11 protein-coding genes, 1 tRNA gene and 1 pseudogene are annotated in these 17,925 nt (G+C 66.8%); 4 read left to right on the forward strand and 9 right to left on the reverse strand.

Going from position 1 to position 17,925, the window contains the following annotated elements; genetic code table 11:
- Positions 1-16: 16 nt before the first annotated feature.
- Together B2W22_RS23975 and B2W22_RS23980 are read left to right on the forward strand one after the other, a co-directional pair.
- A complete protein-coding gene (locus B2W22_RS23975) occupies positions 17-1,264 on the forward strand; it encodes an HlyD family secretion protein (protein WP_286939787.1) in 1,248 nt (415 codons plus the stop codon).
- A pseudogene (locus B2W22_RS23980) lies at positions 1,261-3,508 on the forward strand (peptidase domain-containing ABC transporter). Before B2W22_RS23975 ends, B2W22_RS23980 begins: the two are co-directional and overlap by 4 nt.
- On the opposite strand, the gene B2W22_RS23985 reads toward B2W22_RS23980, so the two are convergent.
- From B2W22_RS23985 to B2W22_RS23995, 3 genes are all read right to left on the reverse strand, one after another.
- Positions 3,405-4,046: a response regulator transcription factor gene (locus tag B2W22_RS23985; protein WP_286939790.1), complete on the reverse strand. Its 642-nt coding sequence runs from the start codon at positions 4,044-4,046 to the stop codon at positions 3,405-3,407. The pseudogene B2W22_RS23980 and the gene B2W22_RS23985 sit on opposite strands and share 104 nt — an antisense overlap.
- Positions 4,043-5,872, reverse strand: a complete 1,830-nt coding sequence (locus B2W22_RS23990; protein ID WP_286939792.1) for a hybrid sensor histidine kinase/response regulator — start codon at positions 5,870-5,872, stop codon at positions 4,043-4,045. Before B2W22_RS23990 ends, B2W22_RS23985 begins: the two co-directional genes overlap by 4 nt.
- A 232-nt stretch (positions 5,873-6,104) precedes the next feature.
- Complete coding sequence (locus tag B2W22_RS23995; RefSeq protein WP_286939793.1) at positions 6,105-6,827, reverse strand: PIG-L deacetylase family protein; 723 nt, start codon at positions 6,825-6,827, stop codon at positions 6,105-6,107.
- A gap of 288 nt (positions 6,828-7,115) precedes the next feature.
- Here B2W22_RS23995 and B2W22_RS24000 point away from each other — a divergent pair, with 288 nt between their 5' ends.
- Entirely contained in the window at positions 7,116-9,407 is a 2,292-nt protein-coding gene (locus tag B2W22_RS24000; protein WP_286939794.1) for a putative bifunctional diguanylate cyclase/phosphodiesterase, read from the forward strand.
- 82 nt (positions 9,408-9,489) lie between these two features.
- On the opposite strand, the gene B2W22_RS24005 is transcribed toward B2W22_RS24000, so the two are convergent.
- The 6 genes from B2W22_RS24005 to mnmD form a co-directional block, all read right to left on the reverse strand.
- A tRNA-Lys gene (locus B2W22_RS24005) sits at positions 9,490-9,565 on the reverse strand.
- A 155-nt stretch (positions 9,566-9,720) separates the two neighbouring features.
- Complete coding sequence (locus B2W22_RS24010; RefSeq protein ID WP_175125593.1) at positions 9,721-10,518, reverse strand: MetQ/NlpA family ABC transporter substrate-binding protein; 798 nt, start codon at positions 10,516-10,518, stop codon at positions 9,721-9,723.
- Positions 10,519-10,563: 45 nt separating this feature from the next.
- Entirely contained in the window at positions 10,564-11,217 is a 654-nt protein-coding gene (locus B2W22_RS24015) for a methionine ABC transporter permease (RefSeq protein ID WP_056569227.1), read from the reverse strand.
- Positions 11,174-12,262, reverse strand: coding sequence for a methionine ABC transporter ATP-binding protein (locus B2W22_RS24020; RefSeq protein WP_175125598.1), 1,089 nt, complete (start codon positions 12,260-12,262; stop codon positions 11,174-11,176). The genes B2W22_RS24015 and B2W22_RS24020 overlap by 44 nt, the downstream gene beginning before the upstream one ends.
- A 223-nt stretch (positions 12,263-12,485) precedes the next feature.
- A complete protein-coding gene (locus tag B2W22_RS24025; protein ID WP_286939795.1) occupies positions 12,486-14,711 on the reverse strand; it encodes a glycoside hydrolase family 31 protein in 2,226 nt (741 codons plus the stop codon).
- 268 nt (positions 14,712-14,979) lie between these two features.
- Entirely contained in the window at positions 14,980-16,851 is a 1,872-nt protein-coding gene (gene mnmD / locus B2W22_RS24030; RefSeq protein ID WP_286939797.1) for a tRNA (5-methylaminomethyl-2-thiouridine)(34)-methyltransferase MnmD, read from the reverse strand.
- A 138-nt stretch (positions 16,852-16,989) separates the two neighbouring features.
- On the opposite strand from mnmD, the gene B2W22_RS24035 reads away from it, so the two are divergent.
- Complete coding sequence (locus tag B2W22_RS24035) at positions 16,990-17,865, forward strand: inositol monophosphatase family protein (RefSeq protein WP_175139407.1); 876 nt, start codon at positions 16,990-16,992, stop codon at positions 17,863-17,865.
- Positions 17,866-17,925 lie beyond the last annotated feature (60 nt).

Genomic DNA, 17,925 nt, shown 5'->3' on the forward strand with positions numbered 1-17,925 from the left:
CTCAGGTTCCCGATCCGTGCCGCTCTACCGCGACCAAGCGCTCGCCGCGCAACGCATCTCCGGCCTGGGCGACATCGTCCTGATCCGGCCGGTGTCCTTCGCCCTTGCGACGACCGTCCTGGCGGGCTTCGTGCTGGCCGTCTGCCTGTTCCTGGCGTTCGGCACCTATACCAAGCGCGCGACCGTCAGCGGCCAACTTGCCCCGAACGCGGGACTGCTCAAGCTGTACGTGCCGCAACCGGGCATCGTGCTCGAGCGCCGCGTGCAGGAAGGCCAGCACGTGGCCGCCGGTGAGGTGCTGTATGTCGTATCGGGCGACCAGCAAAGCGCGTTGGGCGACACGCATCAGGCGATCAGCATGCAGATACGGCAGCGCCACGACAGTTTGCACGAGGCCCGGCAAAAGACGGCCCTGCTGCAGCAAGGCGAAGTCGGCACCCAGGCCACCGCCATCGCCAGCCTGAAGGCGCAGCTTGCCGCCATGGACCAGCAGATCGCCGGCCAGCGCGAACGCATCAAGCTCGCGCAGGATAGCGCCCAGCGCTATCGGCAACTGATGGATAAAGGTTATCTGTCGCCCGAGGAAACCGACCAGAAGCGCGCTGAACTCCTAGACCAGCGCAACCTGCTGCAAGCGCTGCAGCGCGACCGCATCGGGCTGGCAACCACCCTTGCGACACACGAACAGTCGCTGGCCGAGCTGACGCTGCGCCATCAGAACCAGCTGGCGCAACTGGACCGGGAATTGTCCGCCGTGGCGGTCGAACTGACCCAGAACGAGGCGCGGCGCCAGATCGTCCTGACCGCGCCCCATGCGGGCGTGGTCACGGCCGCCACCGCCGATCCCGGCCAGGCGGTCGACAGCCGCCGGCCAATTGCCACAATTGTTCCGGACGGCGCGAAGCTGCTGGCCGAACTGCTGGCGCCCAGCCGCGCGGTCGGTTTCGTGGCGCCGGGCGACAAGGTGCTGATCCGTCTGGCCGCCTATCCCTATCAGACGTTTGGCCAGCAGACCGGCATCGTCCAGGACGTGGCGCGCAGCGCCCTGCCCGAATGGCAGCTCGACGACGCCAAGCGCAACACGCCAGACGACGAGGCCGTCTACCGCATCACGGTGGCGATCGAGACGCCCGCCTACGGCCCGCAAGGCCAGGAACTGGCGCTGCGGCCCGGCATGCGGCTGGAGGCCGATTTGCTGCAGCAGACGCGCCGGCTGTACCAGTGGGCGTTCGATCCGGCCATGCGCCTGGCGGAAAAGCTATGAGCGCGCTGGAGCGCCTGGCGCTCGGATTCAAGCGGCGCGTGCCGGGGCTACTGCAGACCGAAGCGGCCGAGTGCGGCCTGGCCTGCGTGGGGATGATTGCGGGCTATCACGGCCACCACCAGAGCCTCGCGGCCCTGCGCGCGCGCTTTCCGGTGTCGATGAAAGGCGCGACGCTCGCCACGCTGATTCAGGTGGCCGGCCAGCTTGGCCTGGCGGCGCGTCCCGTCAAGGCCGGACTGGGCGCCCTCGGCCTCCTGAAGCTGCCCTGCATCCTGCACTGGGAGTTCAATCACTTCGTGGTGCTGACAGCCATCAACGCGCGCTCGGCCACCCTGATCGACCCGGCGAGCGGCGAGCGCACCTGCTCCCTTGCGGCGCTGTCGGCGTCCTACACCGGCGTCGCGCTGGAACTGTGGCCAACGCCGCAGTTCCAGGAGACGCGCGCAAGCGCACCTGTGCGCCTGCGCGAACTCACCGGGCGCATCCGCGGCCTGGGCGGGGCATGCTCGCAGGTGCTGCTGCTGGCGCTGGCCCTCGAGATCCTGACGGTCGTGCAACCCTTCTTCCTGCAGTGGATCGTGGACCACGTGCTGAACACGGGCGACCGCGACCTGTTGACCACCTTGGCGCTGGCCTTCGCCCTGCTGATGGTGATGAAGCAGCTCACCTCGGTGGCGCGCGGCTGGATGCTGATGGTCATGAGCACGACGCTGAACCTGCAATGGCGCACAAACGTCTTCACCCACCTGCTGCGTCTGCCGGTCGCCTGGTTTGAAAAGCGGCACCTGGGCGATGTGGTTTCGCGCTTCGGGGCCGTCGACGAGATCCAGCGCACCTTGACGACCTCATTCCTGGAAGCCGTGCTGGACGGGCTGGTGATGCTCATCACGCTGGTGCTCATGTTCGTCTACAGTCCGCCGCTCGCAGGAATCTCGCTGGGCGCGATGGCGCTTTACGGCATCGTGCGCTGGAGCGGCTATACGCCGCTGCGCAATGCCACCGAGGCGCACATCGTGCACGCGGCCAAGGAGCAAACGCACTTTCTCGAAACGGTGCGCGGGGTGAAGGCGATCAAGCTCTTCCAGCATCAGGACGACCGCCGGTCGCGGTGGCTGTCGCTGCTGGTCAACGAGATCAACGCGGATCTTCGCACGCAGAAGTGGGCGCTGTTCTTTCGCACGTGCAACGGCCTGCTGTTTGGCCTGTCGTCCATCGTCATCCTGTGGCTGGGCGCCAGGCTCGTGCTGGACGGTCAGTTCACCGTCGGCGCCCTGCTCGCCTTCATCGTCTACAAGACATTGTTCGACCAGCGCGTGGCGGCGCTTTTGGACAAGCTGGTCGACGTAAAGATGCTGAGGCTACAGGGCGAGCGCCTGGCCGACATCGTACGCCAGTCGCCCGAACCGATAGAAGACATGCCGCAGGCGGACGACATGCCCGTGCGCCCGCCCGTAATTGAGGTGCGCAACCTGCGCTTTCGCTACAGCCCGCAGGAACCCTACGTGCTCGACGGCGTCAGCTTCAGGATCGAGCCCGGCGAATCCGTCGCCATCACGGGGCCGTCGGGCGGCGGCAAGTCGACGCTCATCAACATCCTGCTCGGCGTCCTGGCGCCGACGGACGGCGACGTGCTGATCGACGGGGTGCCCGCCCGCGGCGCCGGCGCGGCCTGCCTGCGCCGGATGGCGGGCACCGTGTTGCAGGACGACGCGCTCTTTGCCGGGTCCCTCGCCGAGAACATCAGTTTCTTCGATCCGCAGTACAGCCCCGAGCGCGCTGCCCAATGTGCGCAGATCGCCGCAATCCACGACGACATCCGCGCCATGCCGATGGGCTACAACACGCTGGTGGGGGACATGGGCACGGTGCTGTCAGGCGGCCAGAAACAACGGGTGCTGCTGGCGCGCGCGCTGTACAAGCGGCCAGCCGTCCTGTTCCTGGACGAAGCGACCAGCCATCTGGATATCGACCGGGAACGTGCGGTCAACGCCGCGATTGCGGGGCTTGAGATGACGCGCGTGATTGTCGCGCACCGTCCGGACACGATCAGCGCTGCGGAACGCGAAATCGCGCTGGCGGACGGCAAGGTGGTCCGGGACAGCGGCCGGCGCGCATGCGCCGCAGCAAGGGTCGTCCCGGCCTAGACCGGCTTGCCGAACACGCCGCCGCGCCGCGCCACCAGCGTGGCCTGCGTGCGGTTCAGCACCCCAAGCGTGCCCAGGATGGCCGACACGTGCGTCTTGACGGTCTTTTCCGTCATGTTGAGCTGTTCCGAGATTTCCTTGTTGCGCAGGCCATCGCACATCAACCGCAACACCTCGCTCTGGCGCGGCGTCAGCGCGCGCAGCAGCGCCGCCTCGTCCTGCGCGGCGCCGGCACTGCCGGCGGCGGACGCAGCGTGCATGACCCGCGCCGGCGCTTCGTCAATCGCCAGCAGCGCGGCCGCCAGTTCCTGGCAGCTGGCGGACTTGTGCATGAATCCCTGCGCCCCCGCGTCCATGGCGCGGCGCCGGTCCTCGGGATCCTGCGACGCCGACAGCACCAGCACACGCAGTTGCGCCCGCCGCTGCCGCAGGCGCTTGAGCAGATCCGCGCCCGCGATGTCGGGCAGATAGAAATCCATGATGACGTTGCGGATGGCGTCGTGCTGGTCCAGCACCTCCAGCGCCTCCCGCCCGCTGGCCGCCGGGTGGATGGTCACGTCGGGCAGCGCATCGTCAAGCGCCATGACCAGTGCTTCGCGGAACATGGCATGGTCGTCAATCAATAGCACTGCCGTCATTCGGCGTCTCCGGTCAGGGGGTGAACAGGGGCGGCCTGAAGCAGTCCGGCCACGCGCTCGCGCAGTGCCTGGACCTGCACGGGCTTGTGCAGCAGCGGCACCCCGCGGGCGGCGGCCTCGGACAGCCGGGCCGGATCCGTGTCGCCGCTGACCATCAAGGCCGGCAGGTCCGGATCGTTGTATTCCTCGCGCAGCCTTTCAATGACGTGGATGCCCGTCTCGTGGTCGCGCAGGCGGTAGTCGCTGATGATGAGCGCGGGGCTTTCGGCCAACGGCAGCACGCGCTCGAGCAGCGCATTGCCGCTGGTGGCGGCGATGACGCGGCAACCCCAGCTCTCGAACAGCATGGACAGGCCCGCCAGATTCTGCGGATCGTCGTCCACCAGCAGAACCAGCTTGCCCTCCAGGCCGCCGCTGGACGCGGTCACCTGCGGCATGCCGGGCTCCGGGTCACGCACAGGCGGCTCCGACGCTGCACGTTCCGCGATAGGCGCCGTCAGGGCAAAGACGGTGCCGCGCCCCTCCTGCGAGCGCAGCGACAGCTCGTGCCCCAGCAGCCGCGCCGTGCGGCGCACGATGGCCAGCCCCAGTCCCAGGCCTTTGCTGCGATCGCGTTCGGGGTTGCCCAATTGATGGAATTCCCAGAACACGCGTTCCTGCTCCGGCTTCGGAATGCCCGGGCCGTTGTCCCAGACCTGGATCCGCAGCCGCCCGCCGGCGCGCCGGCATCCGATCAGCACTCGCCCGCCCGCCGTGTGCGTGATGGCGTTGCTGATCAGGTTGCGCAGAATGCGTTCAAGCAGGATGGGATCCGAACGCACGCTGACCGCGCAGGCCCGCACCCGCACCGTGATGCCCTTCTCGGCCGCCTGGGGCGCGTATTCCGCCCGTAAGCGCTCAAGCAGCGGCTGCAGGGCGAAGGCCTCGACGCGCGTCTCGATGACGCCGGCATCCAGCCGGGACAGGTTCAAAAGCGCGTCGAACAGCTGGCCCATCGCTGCCATCGCGCTGGCGATGTTGTCGACCAGATAGCGGCCATGCCGCGACAGGCGCTCGTTCGTGAGCAGCCCCAGGAACAGGTTGACCGCGTGCACCGGCTGACGCAGGTCGTGACTGGCTGCGGCAAGGAAGCGCGACTTTTCCAGGTCGCTGCGTTCTGCGGCCGCCTTCTCCTGGCGCACCTGTTCCAACAGCGCCAGGTTTTCATAGCCCAGCCGCAAGGCGTCCAGATGCGTGCGGTTCATGCGGTGGATAAACGCCAGGGTGGCGACCAGATAGGCCAGCCCGCTGGTGACCAGCGCCAGGTGAATGGCGGACGGCTGCGCCGCCAGCGCGATGAACATGGGCGCGAAGGCGGGAATCTCGAACGCGTACATGACCGGCAACATCATGTAGTTCGAGTAGATGGCGCCGGTGCCCAGCCCGAACAGGATGACGATGAAAAAGAGCTGGTATTCCAGCGGAACGATGAACGTCCAGTAGGCGAACGGCAAGCCCCACAGGATGCCCGAACACAGGTTGCCCACCAGCATGCGCCGCACCCAGATCCGAGCGGCGGCCGGGTCGGTACGTCGCCGGTCGTAGGCCAGCATGGCCCCCAGGCGCAATGCGCCGACCACCAGCGTGACGGCAATCCACAGCAGGATCTGCTGACGGGGCAGCACGTCCAGCAGCGCAAAGACCGAGAAGCAGGCGGTGATCAGTGAGCCAGCCAGCGCGAAGGGAAACATCCGGCGCAGCGCGTCCACCTGCACCTGATGGATGCGGGCGGCATACACGGAACCTTGCGGCGGAGGGGCGGGAATCGGGCCGATGGCAGGTTGCACGGTTATGAGCGCCAGAGGGCACGGCGCAACGCGGGGAGGCGGGGGCCGCCGTCAGGCAGCCGGCGTGGAAGTGTCCCGATTTTAGACGTTACACGCTACATGTAAACGGACATTTCACACCACGCGCTGTCTCGTCCGATTCAGCCGACGCACCCGCATCGAGACTGCCCCGCTATCTCATCCCCTGCCATTTCCACAGCCCGCTCATGAGCGCGCGCAGCGCTATCGCACTTCAATCCGTATCCGCCGCGCCGTTCGTCAACCGCCAGTACGTTTCATGCACTGCCAATTCCAGGGCGGTGCTTTCCAACCCCTTGAGCTGCGACGCGTAGGCCTGGATGGCGCGCGCCTTGCTTGCCGCGTCCACGGTCAGACGAACCGGCGTGGCCATGACGCCCCGCGCGTGCAGTTGCGACAGCCGGGCCTGCACGACGCCGGGCCGCTCGCAGTGCGGCACATCCTCGTAGCCGAACCAGGCAACGCCGGGCAACGCGTCGCGGATCATGAGGGCGGCGTCGCTGACGCGCTCGTGGTCGCAATGGAAAACGCCCAGCGGCATCGCCACGCTCGCGGGCGCCAAGCTCGCCAGCAGGTGAAACAGGCGTTCGGTGATCTGCGGTCCATCCTGATCCGCCGTCGCGGTGTACTGACAGTCCAGAAAGCCGAGCTCCCGCCCCACTGCCCCCACGATGCCAAGCGCCTCCCTGTCTTCGGCCAGCCGGCACGTCATCGCGGCGTCCGCGCTGTCGAACCCGCATCGGCGGTCCCAGTCGGTCAGCGGATGCTGCGCGGGCGCCCGCGCGGTAAAAACCGTCACGACCGTGCTGCCCGGCCGCGCCGCTAACAGGCCAGCGCAACTCAGGACGGCGTCATCCAGATGCGGGGAGATCACAACGAGGGGGGATGGCGGCAGCGACGGATCGTCAGCCGGGTTTGGCGCTTGCGCAAGGTCCATCGGGTGATTTCGATCCGCGAGGGATCGCAGTGAATGGCAACCCCGTCATGCAGCAAGCGCCATGCCGGGCTGCATCCACACGCCCCCGGCGCCGCCAAACGCTCTCACCGCGCGGCGCAGGCACGCGAATTGCGGCGCCCGATGTCTGCCCGGCACCGGAATCGTCGACGACCGCGTCAGCGTGCGGATCGATCACGTGCCTCTTCGAATCCTGCCGCGCCGGCACGCGGCCTCGAAGCGCATCTGATCCGTCTGTTGATCGCCCCAACAACACGGAGCTGTACCGGCATGAGAATAAATGGAGGGCCGCTTCCCCGTTCCGCTGGCGGACTTCTCGTCCTGCTGCTGATCGCCTTTGTCGGTTTTCTGGCGGCAATGCTGTTCTCGCTGCACCTGTCCGTCGACAAAAGCGACGATATGGCGGCGATGCGCCAGAGCAAGGAGCTGCAGCAGGCAATCAGCAACACGCTGGACGACGTGGCGCAGGCGCAGGAAGCCGTCGCCATCTGGGACATGCTGGCCGATGAACTGGCCAAGCCCGCGCCCGACCAGGCCTGGCTCGACGACAACGTGGGGGCCTTTCTGCATCGGCTGTTCGAACAGGATCTGGTGTTCATCCTTGGCCCGGACAACACGGTGCGCTTCGGCAATGTCCACGGCGAACTGGTTCCCCCTGAACGCTACGCCGTGTACGAACCGGACCTGCGCCCGTTCATCGCGCTGACTCGCGGACAGGACACCCGGCCCAACAACGACCATGAGCGCCTGCCCGGCCAGCCTCCCTCCACCAACTCGTCGGTGCGCACGACGGCTGCCGCCGTGCATGCCACCGACCTCGCAACCATCGGGCAAAGGCCTGCGGTGGTGAGCGTGATGCGCGTCGCGCGCTTTCCGCCCAACCTCGATACCCCGGCGGTCGAGACGCCCAATCTGCTCGTGAGCGTCAGATTCGTCGACTGGGATTTCCTGCGCTCGTTCGCACGAGACAACCTGATAGACGGGCTTCATTATCATCCCGTGCGCACGCGTCACGATGGAGTGCACGAGCGCGAAGAGCCCCTGCTGTCGTCCGATGGCGCGTTGCTCGGCTATCGGATGTGGCGGCCCGACCTGCCCGGCTCCGAACTTTGGCGCTCGATGCTGCCCGCCGTGGCCGCCATGCTCGCCAGCGCCTTCATCCTTGTCGCATGGCTGGCGCTGCGCACCTATCGCCTGCTGCGCCAGCAACAGGCGCACCTGAGCGCACTACGGACGGCCCATGTCGAACTGAAGGCCAGCGAAGCGCACGCGCAGCATCTCGCCTTTCACGACGTGCTGACCGGACTGCCTAACCGCGCCTATTTCAATACCTGCGTGGACCAGGCGCTGGTCCGCCGCCGGCCCGATGCGTGCTGTGCGGTGCTGCTGCTGGACCTGGACCATTTCAAGCAGGTCAACGACACGTGGGGCCACGCCGCGGGCGACGCGCTCATCGAAGAGTTCGCAAGACGGGTCAAGCTCATCCTCGGGCCGGACGATGCGGTCGCGCGGCTGGGCGGAGACGAGTTCGCCGTGCTGATGCAGAACGCGACCGAAGCTGGCGCGACCGAGCTGCTGCAACGCATCCTCGCGGAGGTGCGCGAGCCCTTCGACCTGCTGGGCGGCCGGGCCTTCGTGGGCGCCAGCATCGGCGCGTCGATGGCCCCGCGTGACGGCACGACGCGCAGCGAGCTGCTGCGCAAGGCCGACATCGCGCTGTATCGCGCGAAGGAGCTGGGCAGGAACCAGTACAGCTTCTTCGCCCCCGACATGGACGACACGCTGAAGGCCAAGGCGGTGATCGAGGAAGACCTGCGCCGCGCGCTGGCTGACAGCGGCCAGCTCCAGGTCCATTTCCAGCCGCAGATCGACAGCAGCACGCAACAGCTGGTGGGCGTGGAGGCGCTGGTGCGATGGAACCATCCGGGCAAGGGCCCGGTGTCGCCGCAGATCTTCGTGCCGGTGGCCGAGTCCACGGGGCTGATCGTGCCGCTGGGCGAATGGGTACTGAAGGAAGCCTGCCACGCCGCGTTGCAATGGCCGGGCCTGTCCATCGCCGTGAACCTGTCGCCCGTGCAGTTTCGCGGCCAAGGGTTCGCGGAGCGCGTCATCGACCTCGTGCAACGCGCGGGCGTGGACCCCGCGCAGATCGAACTGGAGGTCACTGAAGGCGTGTTCATTGAAGACGATGGCCGGGTGCAGAAAGCGATCGCCACACTGCGCGCCGCGGGATTCCGGATAGCGCTGGACGATTTTGGAACCGGCTATTCCAGCCTGAGCTACCTGCAGCGGTTCGCGGTCGACAAGATCAAAATCGACCGCAGCTTCGTGGCCAATATCGGCGAAGGCAGCGATTCGACCGCCATCGTGAATGCGGTCGTGATGCTGGGACGGTCAATGGGACTGACGATCAACGCTGAAGGGGTCGAGACGCCTGCGCAGCGCGATTTTCTGCGCGCTGCGGGCTGCGATGAATTGCAGGGCTTTTTGTTTTCGCGCGCGGTGCCGGAAGCAGAAATTACCGAGTACCTGCGTAAGGCGCGGTCTATAGCCGGCCGCTGACCCTTGACGCCAAGGGCGCTTGGACCCAAACGCAAAAACGCCGCTATGAATAGCGGCGTTCACAATGTCCTGCGAATTGGGGTGGTGGGTTGTGCGAGACTCGAACTCGCGACCAACGGATTAAAAGTCCGCTGCTCTACCGACTGAGCTAACAACCCGACCGAAGCCCGAAATTATGGCGGATTTCGATGGGCTTGTCAAAAAATGACAGCCGGTCGTGTTGCAGGCGCGATCTGTCAGTATCCCGCCACCGCAACGCGCCGAAAAAACGGCCGCTCGCGGCGGCCGTCTTAGAACGCGTCCAGCTCCTGGATTACCAGGCGGCCACCACGGCGCCCTTGAACTTGGTCTGGATGAATTCCTTCACGGCGGGGCTGTGATAGATCGAGACCAGCTTGGCGAACTCGGGGCGGTCCTTGTCCTTTTCACGCACGACCAGCACGTTGGCGTACGGCGAATCGGGCGATTCCTGGGCGATGGCGTCCTTGGTCGGGTTCAGGCCGGCTTCCAGCGCAAAGTTGGTGTTCACGGCCGAGGCGTCGGTGTCGTCCAGCGAACGCGGCAGTTGGGCGGCGTCCAGTTCGATGAAGCGCAGCTTCTTGGGGTTTTCGACCACGTCGATCGGCGTGGCCTTCAGGCCCGCTTCCGGACGCAGCTTGATCAGGCCATTGGCCTGCAGCAGCAGCAGCGCACGGCCGCCGTTGGTCGGGTCGTTCGGCAGCGCGATGCGGGCGCCTTCCTTCAGTTCGGACAGCGACTTGATCTTCTTGCTGTAGATGCCGATCGGGAAGATCACGGTCTTGGCGATGCTGACCAGCTTGTAGCCGCGATCAGCGTTGGCGTTGTCCAGGTAGGGCTGGTGCTGGTAGCTGTTCAGGTCCAAGTCGCCCGCGGCGAGCGCCACGTTGGGCTGCACGTAGTCCGAGAACTCGATGACCTGCAGGTTCAGGCCCTGCTTGGCGGCTTCGGCCTTGACCACATCAAAGATCTGGGCGTGCGGGCCGGCGGTGACGCCGACCTTCAGGGGCTTGTCCTGAGCCAGCGCGGGCTGGGCGAAAACGGCGGCGCCCAACGCGAACGCGGCCAGCGACTTCAAAACCTTGATGCTCATGTTGCGATATCCCGATATGACGGAAGTAGGAAAAAACAAAGTGGATCAGCGATGCGACATGCGGCGCACGAAGCGGTCGCCCAGGCTCTGGATGGCCTGCACCAGAACGATCAGCACGATCACGACCGCGGCCATGACGTCCGACTGGAAGCGCTGGTAGCCGTAGCGGATCGCCAGGTCGCCCAGCCCGCCGCCGCCGATGGCGCCGGCCATGGCCGAATAGCCGATCAGGCTGACAACGGTCACGATGGTGGCGGCGATGAGGCCCGGCAGGGCTTCGGGCAGCAGCACCTTCATGATGATCTGCATGGGCGACGCACCCATCGCGCGCGCTGCGGTGACCAGACCCGGATCGACTTCGCGCATAGCGTTTTCGGCGATGCGGGCCATGAACGGAATCGCGGCCACGGACAAGGGCACGATGGCGGCGGTGGTGCCGATAGAGGTCTGTGCCACCAGCCGCGTGAACGGGATGATCGCGACCATCAGGATCACGAACGGCACGGAGCGGGTCGCGTTGATGATGGCGCCCAGCACGTGGTTCACGGGCTGGTTTTCAAGCATGTTGCCGCGCGCGGTCACCGTCAGCGTCACGCCGAGCGGAATGCCGATGATCACCGCGATGGCGCTGGCCACGCCCACCATCAGCAGGGTGTCAAGCAGCGACGTAATAAGCAGGTCGATCAGTTGCGGACTCATGAGCTATTTCTTCAACGGTAATGTCACGGGCGTTCAGGGCGGCGATGCCGTCCTTGAGCGCGGCGGGCGCGCCTTGGGCCAGCACGAACATCGTGCCCACGGCCACGCCCTGGATGTCTTCGACGCGCGCCTGCACCAGGCCCACGTCCAGCGCGAACTGGCGGGTCAGGTCGGACAGGAAGGCGCCCGAGGCGTCGGTGCCGGTCAGCGACAGGCGCAGCAGACGCACGGCCTGGCCGGGCTTGGCGGCGGTAAGCGCGCGGATGCGTTCCTGGACGGCGGCCAGCGTGGCGTCGGTCAGTTCCGACGCGGTGGCGGCCGACACCATGTTGCGCGTCACGTCGTGGCGCGGCTGGGCGAACACTTCACGCGTGCTGCCGACTTCCACCACCTCGCCCTGCGACAGCACGGCGACGCGGTCGCAGACCTCGCGCACGACTTCCATCTGGTGCGTGATCATGACCACGGTCACGCCGGTCTTGCGGTTGATGTCGCGCAGCAGCGCCAGGATGTTGTGCGTGGTTTCCGGGTCCAGCGCGGACGTGGCTTCGTCGCTCAGCAGGACGTCCGGATTGTTGGCCAGCGCCCGGGCAATGCCGACACGCTGCTTCTGGCCGCCGCTGATCTGGCTGGGGTAACGGTCGCGCAGATGCTCCAGGCCCACCAGCGCCAGGAGGCGTTCGACGCGCGCCGGGATCTCGGCCTTGGCCACGCCCGCGATTTCCAGCGGCAGGGCCACGTTGCCGTACACCGTGCGGCGCGACAGCAGGTTGAAGCCCTGGAACACCATGCCGATGCGGCGGCGCTGTTCACGAAGCTGCGCTTCGTTGAGGCCCGTCAGGGCCTGGCCGCCGATGGAGATGTTGCCTTGGTTGGGACGTTCCAGCAGGTTGATGCACTGGACCAGCGTGCTTTTACCGGCCCCGCTGGGACCGATGATGCCGAAGACCTCGCCCTGCTCGATGTGCAGGTTGATGCCGCGCAGCGCCTGGAATTCTCCGTGCGGCGTGGCATAGGTCTTGGATAGGTTCTCGATGTGAATCATGGCAAGCGATTTTGTATCTTTTCTCTTCTAAAGAGAACGACCGTTTTTTCCATTTTTAATAACTACAAGTAATATGAGTTGCCGACGCGGCCCCGCTGCGCTTCTCAAAGAAGGCGCAAGTGCCCCGACAACGGCGATCCGGCAAAGACACAAAGGGCAGCCGGGAAGGAAAGCCTTCCTGACTGCCCTTTTTATTGGCGGCCGACAGGCGGCCGATCCGGGTTCAGCGAGCGCGCGAAATGCGGACTTCCGCGCCGCGGCGCTTCACTTCCAGGCCTTCGGACGGCGAAATCCGCAGCCCTTCCAGCCCCTTGATGTAGCTCGAGCCCTGCATCTGCATCACGCGGATCTTGTTGCGCATGACGACCGGGTTATGCACCGGCATGCCGAACATCCAGACCTCGTCCAGGATACGGGCCGAGTTGAACTCGCCCGTATGCTGCGCGGCCGGTCCGAGACAGAGCATGTGACCTTCGCGGCCAAACACCGGGAACTGGCCCAGCTCGCAATCGATGGTCCAGGTGGTGCCGCCTTCGTAGCGATGGCCGGTGTTCAGATCCCACCACGCCTCGCCCTTGGGCAGGTAGACGCGCACCTGATTGCCCGGTTCGGTGACCGGCGCCACCAGCAGGGCCGGACCCAGCAGGTATTGCAGATCCCATTCGTGGGCGTGCGGATCGTTCGGGAACGACAGCGCCATGGAGCGCTGCACCGGCAGGCCGGTACGGGCCGAGTCCTCGATGGCGCCCAGCACATAGGGCACCAGGCGGTAGCGCCACTGCATCCAGGTCTTGGCGTGGGAAAGGGTTTCGTCGCCGAAATCCCAGGGCATCAGCCCTTCCACGCCTTGGAACGAGAAATTGGCCGAGAACACGCCGGCGGTCAGCCAGCGCAGGTAAAGCTCGGACGTCATGCCCGAACGATCACGCGCGGCTGAACCGATGTTGTGCACCTGGACGGGCACGCCGCTCGAACCGATCGACAGGGACGTGCGCAGCGTGTGGCGCAGGCCTTCCCAGGTGTTGTCGACCTGGGGACCCACCTGCCACGGCAGGCGCTGGGCCGCCGGGAATAGGTCGGCGCTGGGCACCACGCCTTCGGGCGGCACCTTCAGTCCGGCCACCGCGTCGAACAGCGCGCGGCGCACCAGCAAGGGGTACATGGAGCGCAAGGCCGGGCCGGTCTCGCCGTTGCGGGCGGTCACGCCATCGGGGATGGCGATCTGCGCGTCGCAGGCGGGCGCGTCCAGGCCGTCTTCCACCAGTTGGCGATGACGCTCGACCCACAGGTTGTAGATGTCGCGGTAGGTCAGGTCGAGCAGGCCGTAGGGCTGGCCGGACGTGGCGGCGTTGCCGTCGAACACCTGGGCGGCGCCGTCGTCCTTGGTCAGCAGCCAGCCGCGGTCTTCCAGCTCTTCAAAGAGCGGACTGGTCTTGATGATGCCCGGAAAGCCGGAGGCCGCCACATGCACGTTGTGCTTGTGAAAGAGCGCCAGCATCTGCTTGGCGTCGGGAAAGCGCTGGGCGTCCCATTCGAAAACCGTTTTGTCCGCCTGAAAGCCCCACGCGATCGGCTGGGCCAGCGTCACGGCATCGACGGGAATCTGGTTTTCGCGCATGCGCGCCACCAGGGCGACCGTCTGCGTCGGCATTTCGCCGGCGGCCTGCTGCAGCCACGCGCCCATTGCCCACAGGACGGGCTGGCCGGCGCGGCCGGTCAGCGCGGTGTATTGATTCAGGATTTCGGCGGGTTCGCCGGCAAAGAGGAACAGGTCCAGCACGGCGTCGTCGACGGTCAGCACATAGGCCGAATCCGCGGGCGCGACGCCCACCGAATGTTCCACGCGGCGCATCGTGTTGGCGTAGACGCCCCAACCGCGCGGGCTCCATGCCAACGGCAGCGCACGATGCTCGGGGTCGTCGGAGACCACCGATTCCTCGCGGCGGTTCAGATCCCCGGGCGTTTCGCCCAGGCCGAACACCCGCTCATCGGCGGCCAGCGTGAAACCGGCCGTCCAGACAGCGTCATCGGCCTGGTCCAGCGCGTTGTACCCGAATGCGGGCGTATGCGCGGAAACCTCGGATTCGAAGACGCGGTCTTCGTTGCGGTACAGGGCGACGCGCACAGGGTTGGTCTGAATCTCCAGGGCGACGTCGCCCTGTGTGATTCGCCAGCCGTCCCCGCTTTCGCGGGGCGCGGTGGTAGCTTCGCCCACCGCCTCCTGGCGCGCGAGCAGCATTTCGGCCACGGCGCGCACGCGCGCGCCGGGCTTGTCATCATTGAAGTGGTTCGCCTCGCCGCAGCGCAGGCGAAAAACTCCAGGCGCATGCGCCTCGACTACCAGGTGCAACCCATCGCCCGCGTCGAAATCGATGCGACTGGGGCGGGACGTCAACAGCTCGACATTATCGAGCTGGGTAGTATGGGCAAAGTCGAACTTGGGCGGCACAGAGCATCCCCCGGCTTAAGCCAAAAACCATCAAAAGACGCTATTTTGACGGATTTGAGCTTTGAAATAAACTCGATCCCTCTTTTGGACGGTTAATTCATCCAAAAAAGGGGCATGAAGCCCTTGGCCTGCGCCAGGCGCGCAGACGCCGCCGAGTCGCCGAATTGCCGTCCCGAAAGGTCAATTGCGGCCTATTCGCGCCAAATTCCGGCAATTCTTACAATTCTACGCCAGCCCGGCAAAGCCCCCGCCGCGCATTAAATTTTTTTCATCGTGGTGAAACAAGCTGGGCCAGATCGGTCTCTAGCGGCAGCGGTTCGGCCATCAGACGGGCCGCGATCAGGTCTCCCATCAGCGCCGACCACGACAGCCCCCGCGATGCATAACCCGCGGCCAGCCACAGACCCGGGGCATGCGGCAATTCTCCGACCGCGGGCAGACGGCCCGGCAGGACGGCGCGCCACCCAGCCCACCCGGGCAGGCTGCCCGGCACCAGCGCGTCAAATGCCGGAAAACGGCCATCCAGCAGCCCGGCCGCCTTGCCCAGCGTGACGCCCTGCCCTTCGGCGCCCACCACGGCCTCGGCAGCGCCGTGGACATAGGTGCTGCCGACGACGCAGCCCACGCCGATGTCCGGCAACAGATACCCCTCGCCCCCGACGATGCACCGCGGGCCTCCGTCCAGGGCCGCGGCCGGGATCAAGGTGACTTCACCGGCCAGCGCGTGCATCTGGGCGACGCGGGGCAGCGGGTCAAGCAGGCCGCTGGCCGCCAGCACCTCGCGCGATCCGGCGGCATTGGCCAGGATCACCGTGTCGGCCCGGGCCAGCTCCGCACCGGACGCGTCCAGCACGCGCCAAGCCTGGCCCGCAGACGACACTCGGTCGGCGCGGCCGGGGATCACTACCGCGCCGGACGCGGACAGCAACGCGTCGATCAGCAGCCCCGGCTGCACCAGCATCCCTTGCGAAAAGAACACGCCGCCCCGCGCGACCGGCAGTCCGGCCAGTGCGCTGGCTTCTTCGCGCGACACCTGGCGCACCCAATCCGACGGAAACGCCAGCGCTTCCAGGGTGCCGGCCAGCGTCGCCGACCGGCCCGCGTCCCGCTCGACCTGGACGGTGCCGCACACCCGTGGCGCCGCGCCGCCCGGTAGACCCTGCCAGCGCGCCAGCGCCCGTTCGCTGCCCGCCCGCGACAGCCGCGCCCGTGCGTTGTCATCCCGCGCGACCACCGGAGTAAGCGCCGCGGCCAAGTGGCCGGCATGCGCCGGCGCGCCCAGCGACCGGGCGGCGTCCAATACCGTAACGCGCCAGCCTCGGCCTGCCAGCGCGTGAGCAATGCCCGCACCGGCCAGCCCCGCGCCCACGACCACCGCATGCCGTTCCGATGAGACCGCCGCCGGCAGCGCCGCACTTCCGGCCTGGAAGACCCGCCCCACCGTCATGTGCCATTTGCCCCCATATCCGGGCGCCCGCCGCACATCGAAGCCGGCATCGGCCAGATTGCGGCGCAGTTCGCCGGTGCAGGCCCACGTGGCGACCGTGGCGTCCGGCGCCGCCAGGCTGGCCAGCGCGCGCAACAGCGGCGGCGCCCACATCTCGGGGTTGCGCTCGGGCGCGAAGCCGTCCAGGAAAAACGCGTCCACCCGCGCGCCCAGGCGCGGCGCCAGCACCTGCGCATCGCCAAAGCCCAGCGTCAGCGTGACGGCGCCGTTCTCGAATTCCAGCCGATGCAGCCCCGGCAACAGCGCGGGCCACTGCGCAGCCAGCGCACGAGCCAGCCCCGCCAGCGGCTCGGGCGCATGGCGCATCAGCAGTGCGGCCAGGTCGTCCCGGGAAAATGGGTGCGCTTCCATCGAGACGACGTGCAAAGCCGCAGACCGTTGCGGATCGTCCCGCCACGCTTTCCACAGCGCCAGGAAGTTCAGCCCCAATCCAAAGCCCGTCTCGCAGACGGTGAACGAGGCGCGCCCCCGCCAGCGCTCCGGCAGTCCGTTGCCGCGCAGGAAGACGTGTTCGGCCTGGCCCAGCGCCCCCGACGGCGAGTGATAGACATCGCCATAGACGGAACTGACCAGCCTGCCGTCGGCATCGACATCAACCTTTGCGGGAACCAGCGGAACGTAAGTCACAGACATCCAGCCCAATAAATACAAACACGATGAAGCGCGAATTATCGGGCCACCGGCCGATTCGCGTTGGATGCGCACCACGCGGCCCAATGGATTAGTCCGTTTGCCACGGGTTTGGCGCATGGACGGGCTTACACTGGGCCAATGGATACCTACGATCAGCCCCAATCGCTGGCTTCGCCCATCGACCTGTGCGCCGCGATCGACGCGGCGGTCACGGCCGCCCATGCCGGCGCAGCCATCCTGCAATCCTACGCGCACCACCGCGCCGATCTCGTGATCGATCGCAAGGCCCGCAACGATCTCGTATCGCAGGCGGACCGCGAGGCGGAGGCCGCGATCATCCAGGAATTGAAGGCCCGCACGCCCAGGTTCGGCATCGTCGCCGAAGAAACGGGCGGCAAGGCGCAAGGCGCGGCCACCTGGTACATCGACCCGCTCGATGGCACGACCAACTTCCTGCACGACATCCCGCACTACGCCGTGTCCATCGCCCTGATCGCGCACGCGGGCACGTCGATGTCGGCCAACGAAACACTGGCCGTGGACACGCCGGTCATCGGCGTGGTCTACGACCCCTGCCGCGAAGAGCTGTTCACGGGCGTGTACGGCGTGGGCGCATGGCTGAATGGCCGGCGGATCTCATGCTCGCGCACGCAGACGATCGAAGACGCCGTGCTGGCCACGGGCTTCCCGTTCCGCGACTTCTCATTTGCCGCGCAGTACATGCCAATGTTGCATGACGCCATCAACCGGTCTCGTGGCGTGCGCCGCATGGGCGCCGCCGCGCTGGACCTGGCCTGGACCGCCTGCGGCCGATACGACGGCTACTGGGAAATGGGCCTGGCGCCCTGGGACGTGGCTGCAGGCACACTGATCCTGCGCGAAGCGGGCGGTGTCTGCACCGACATGCACAAGCAGGATCCCTGGCCGATCGGCGGGCGCGTCGTGGCGGGCAATCCCGCCATCGAACGCGCGCTGCATGAAATGATTGCCCCGCATCTGAACAAGCAGGGCTGAAACGCAAACCGCAGGCAGCCAAGCGGCGGCCTGGACACCAGAGGCCGCCTTGCGCGGCCT

It is taken from the genome of Achromobacter sp. UBA4530 (assembly GCF_002388205.1).
GTDB lineage: Bacteria > Pseudomonadota > Gammaproteobacteria > Burkholderiales > Burkholderiaceae_B > Achromobacter > Achromobacter animicus.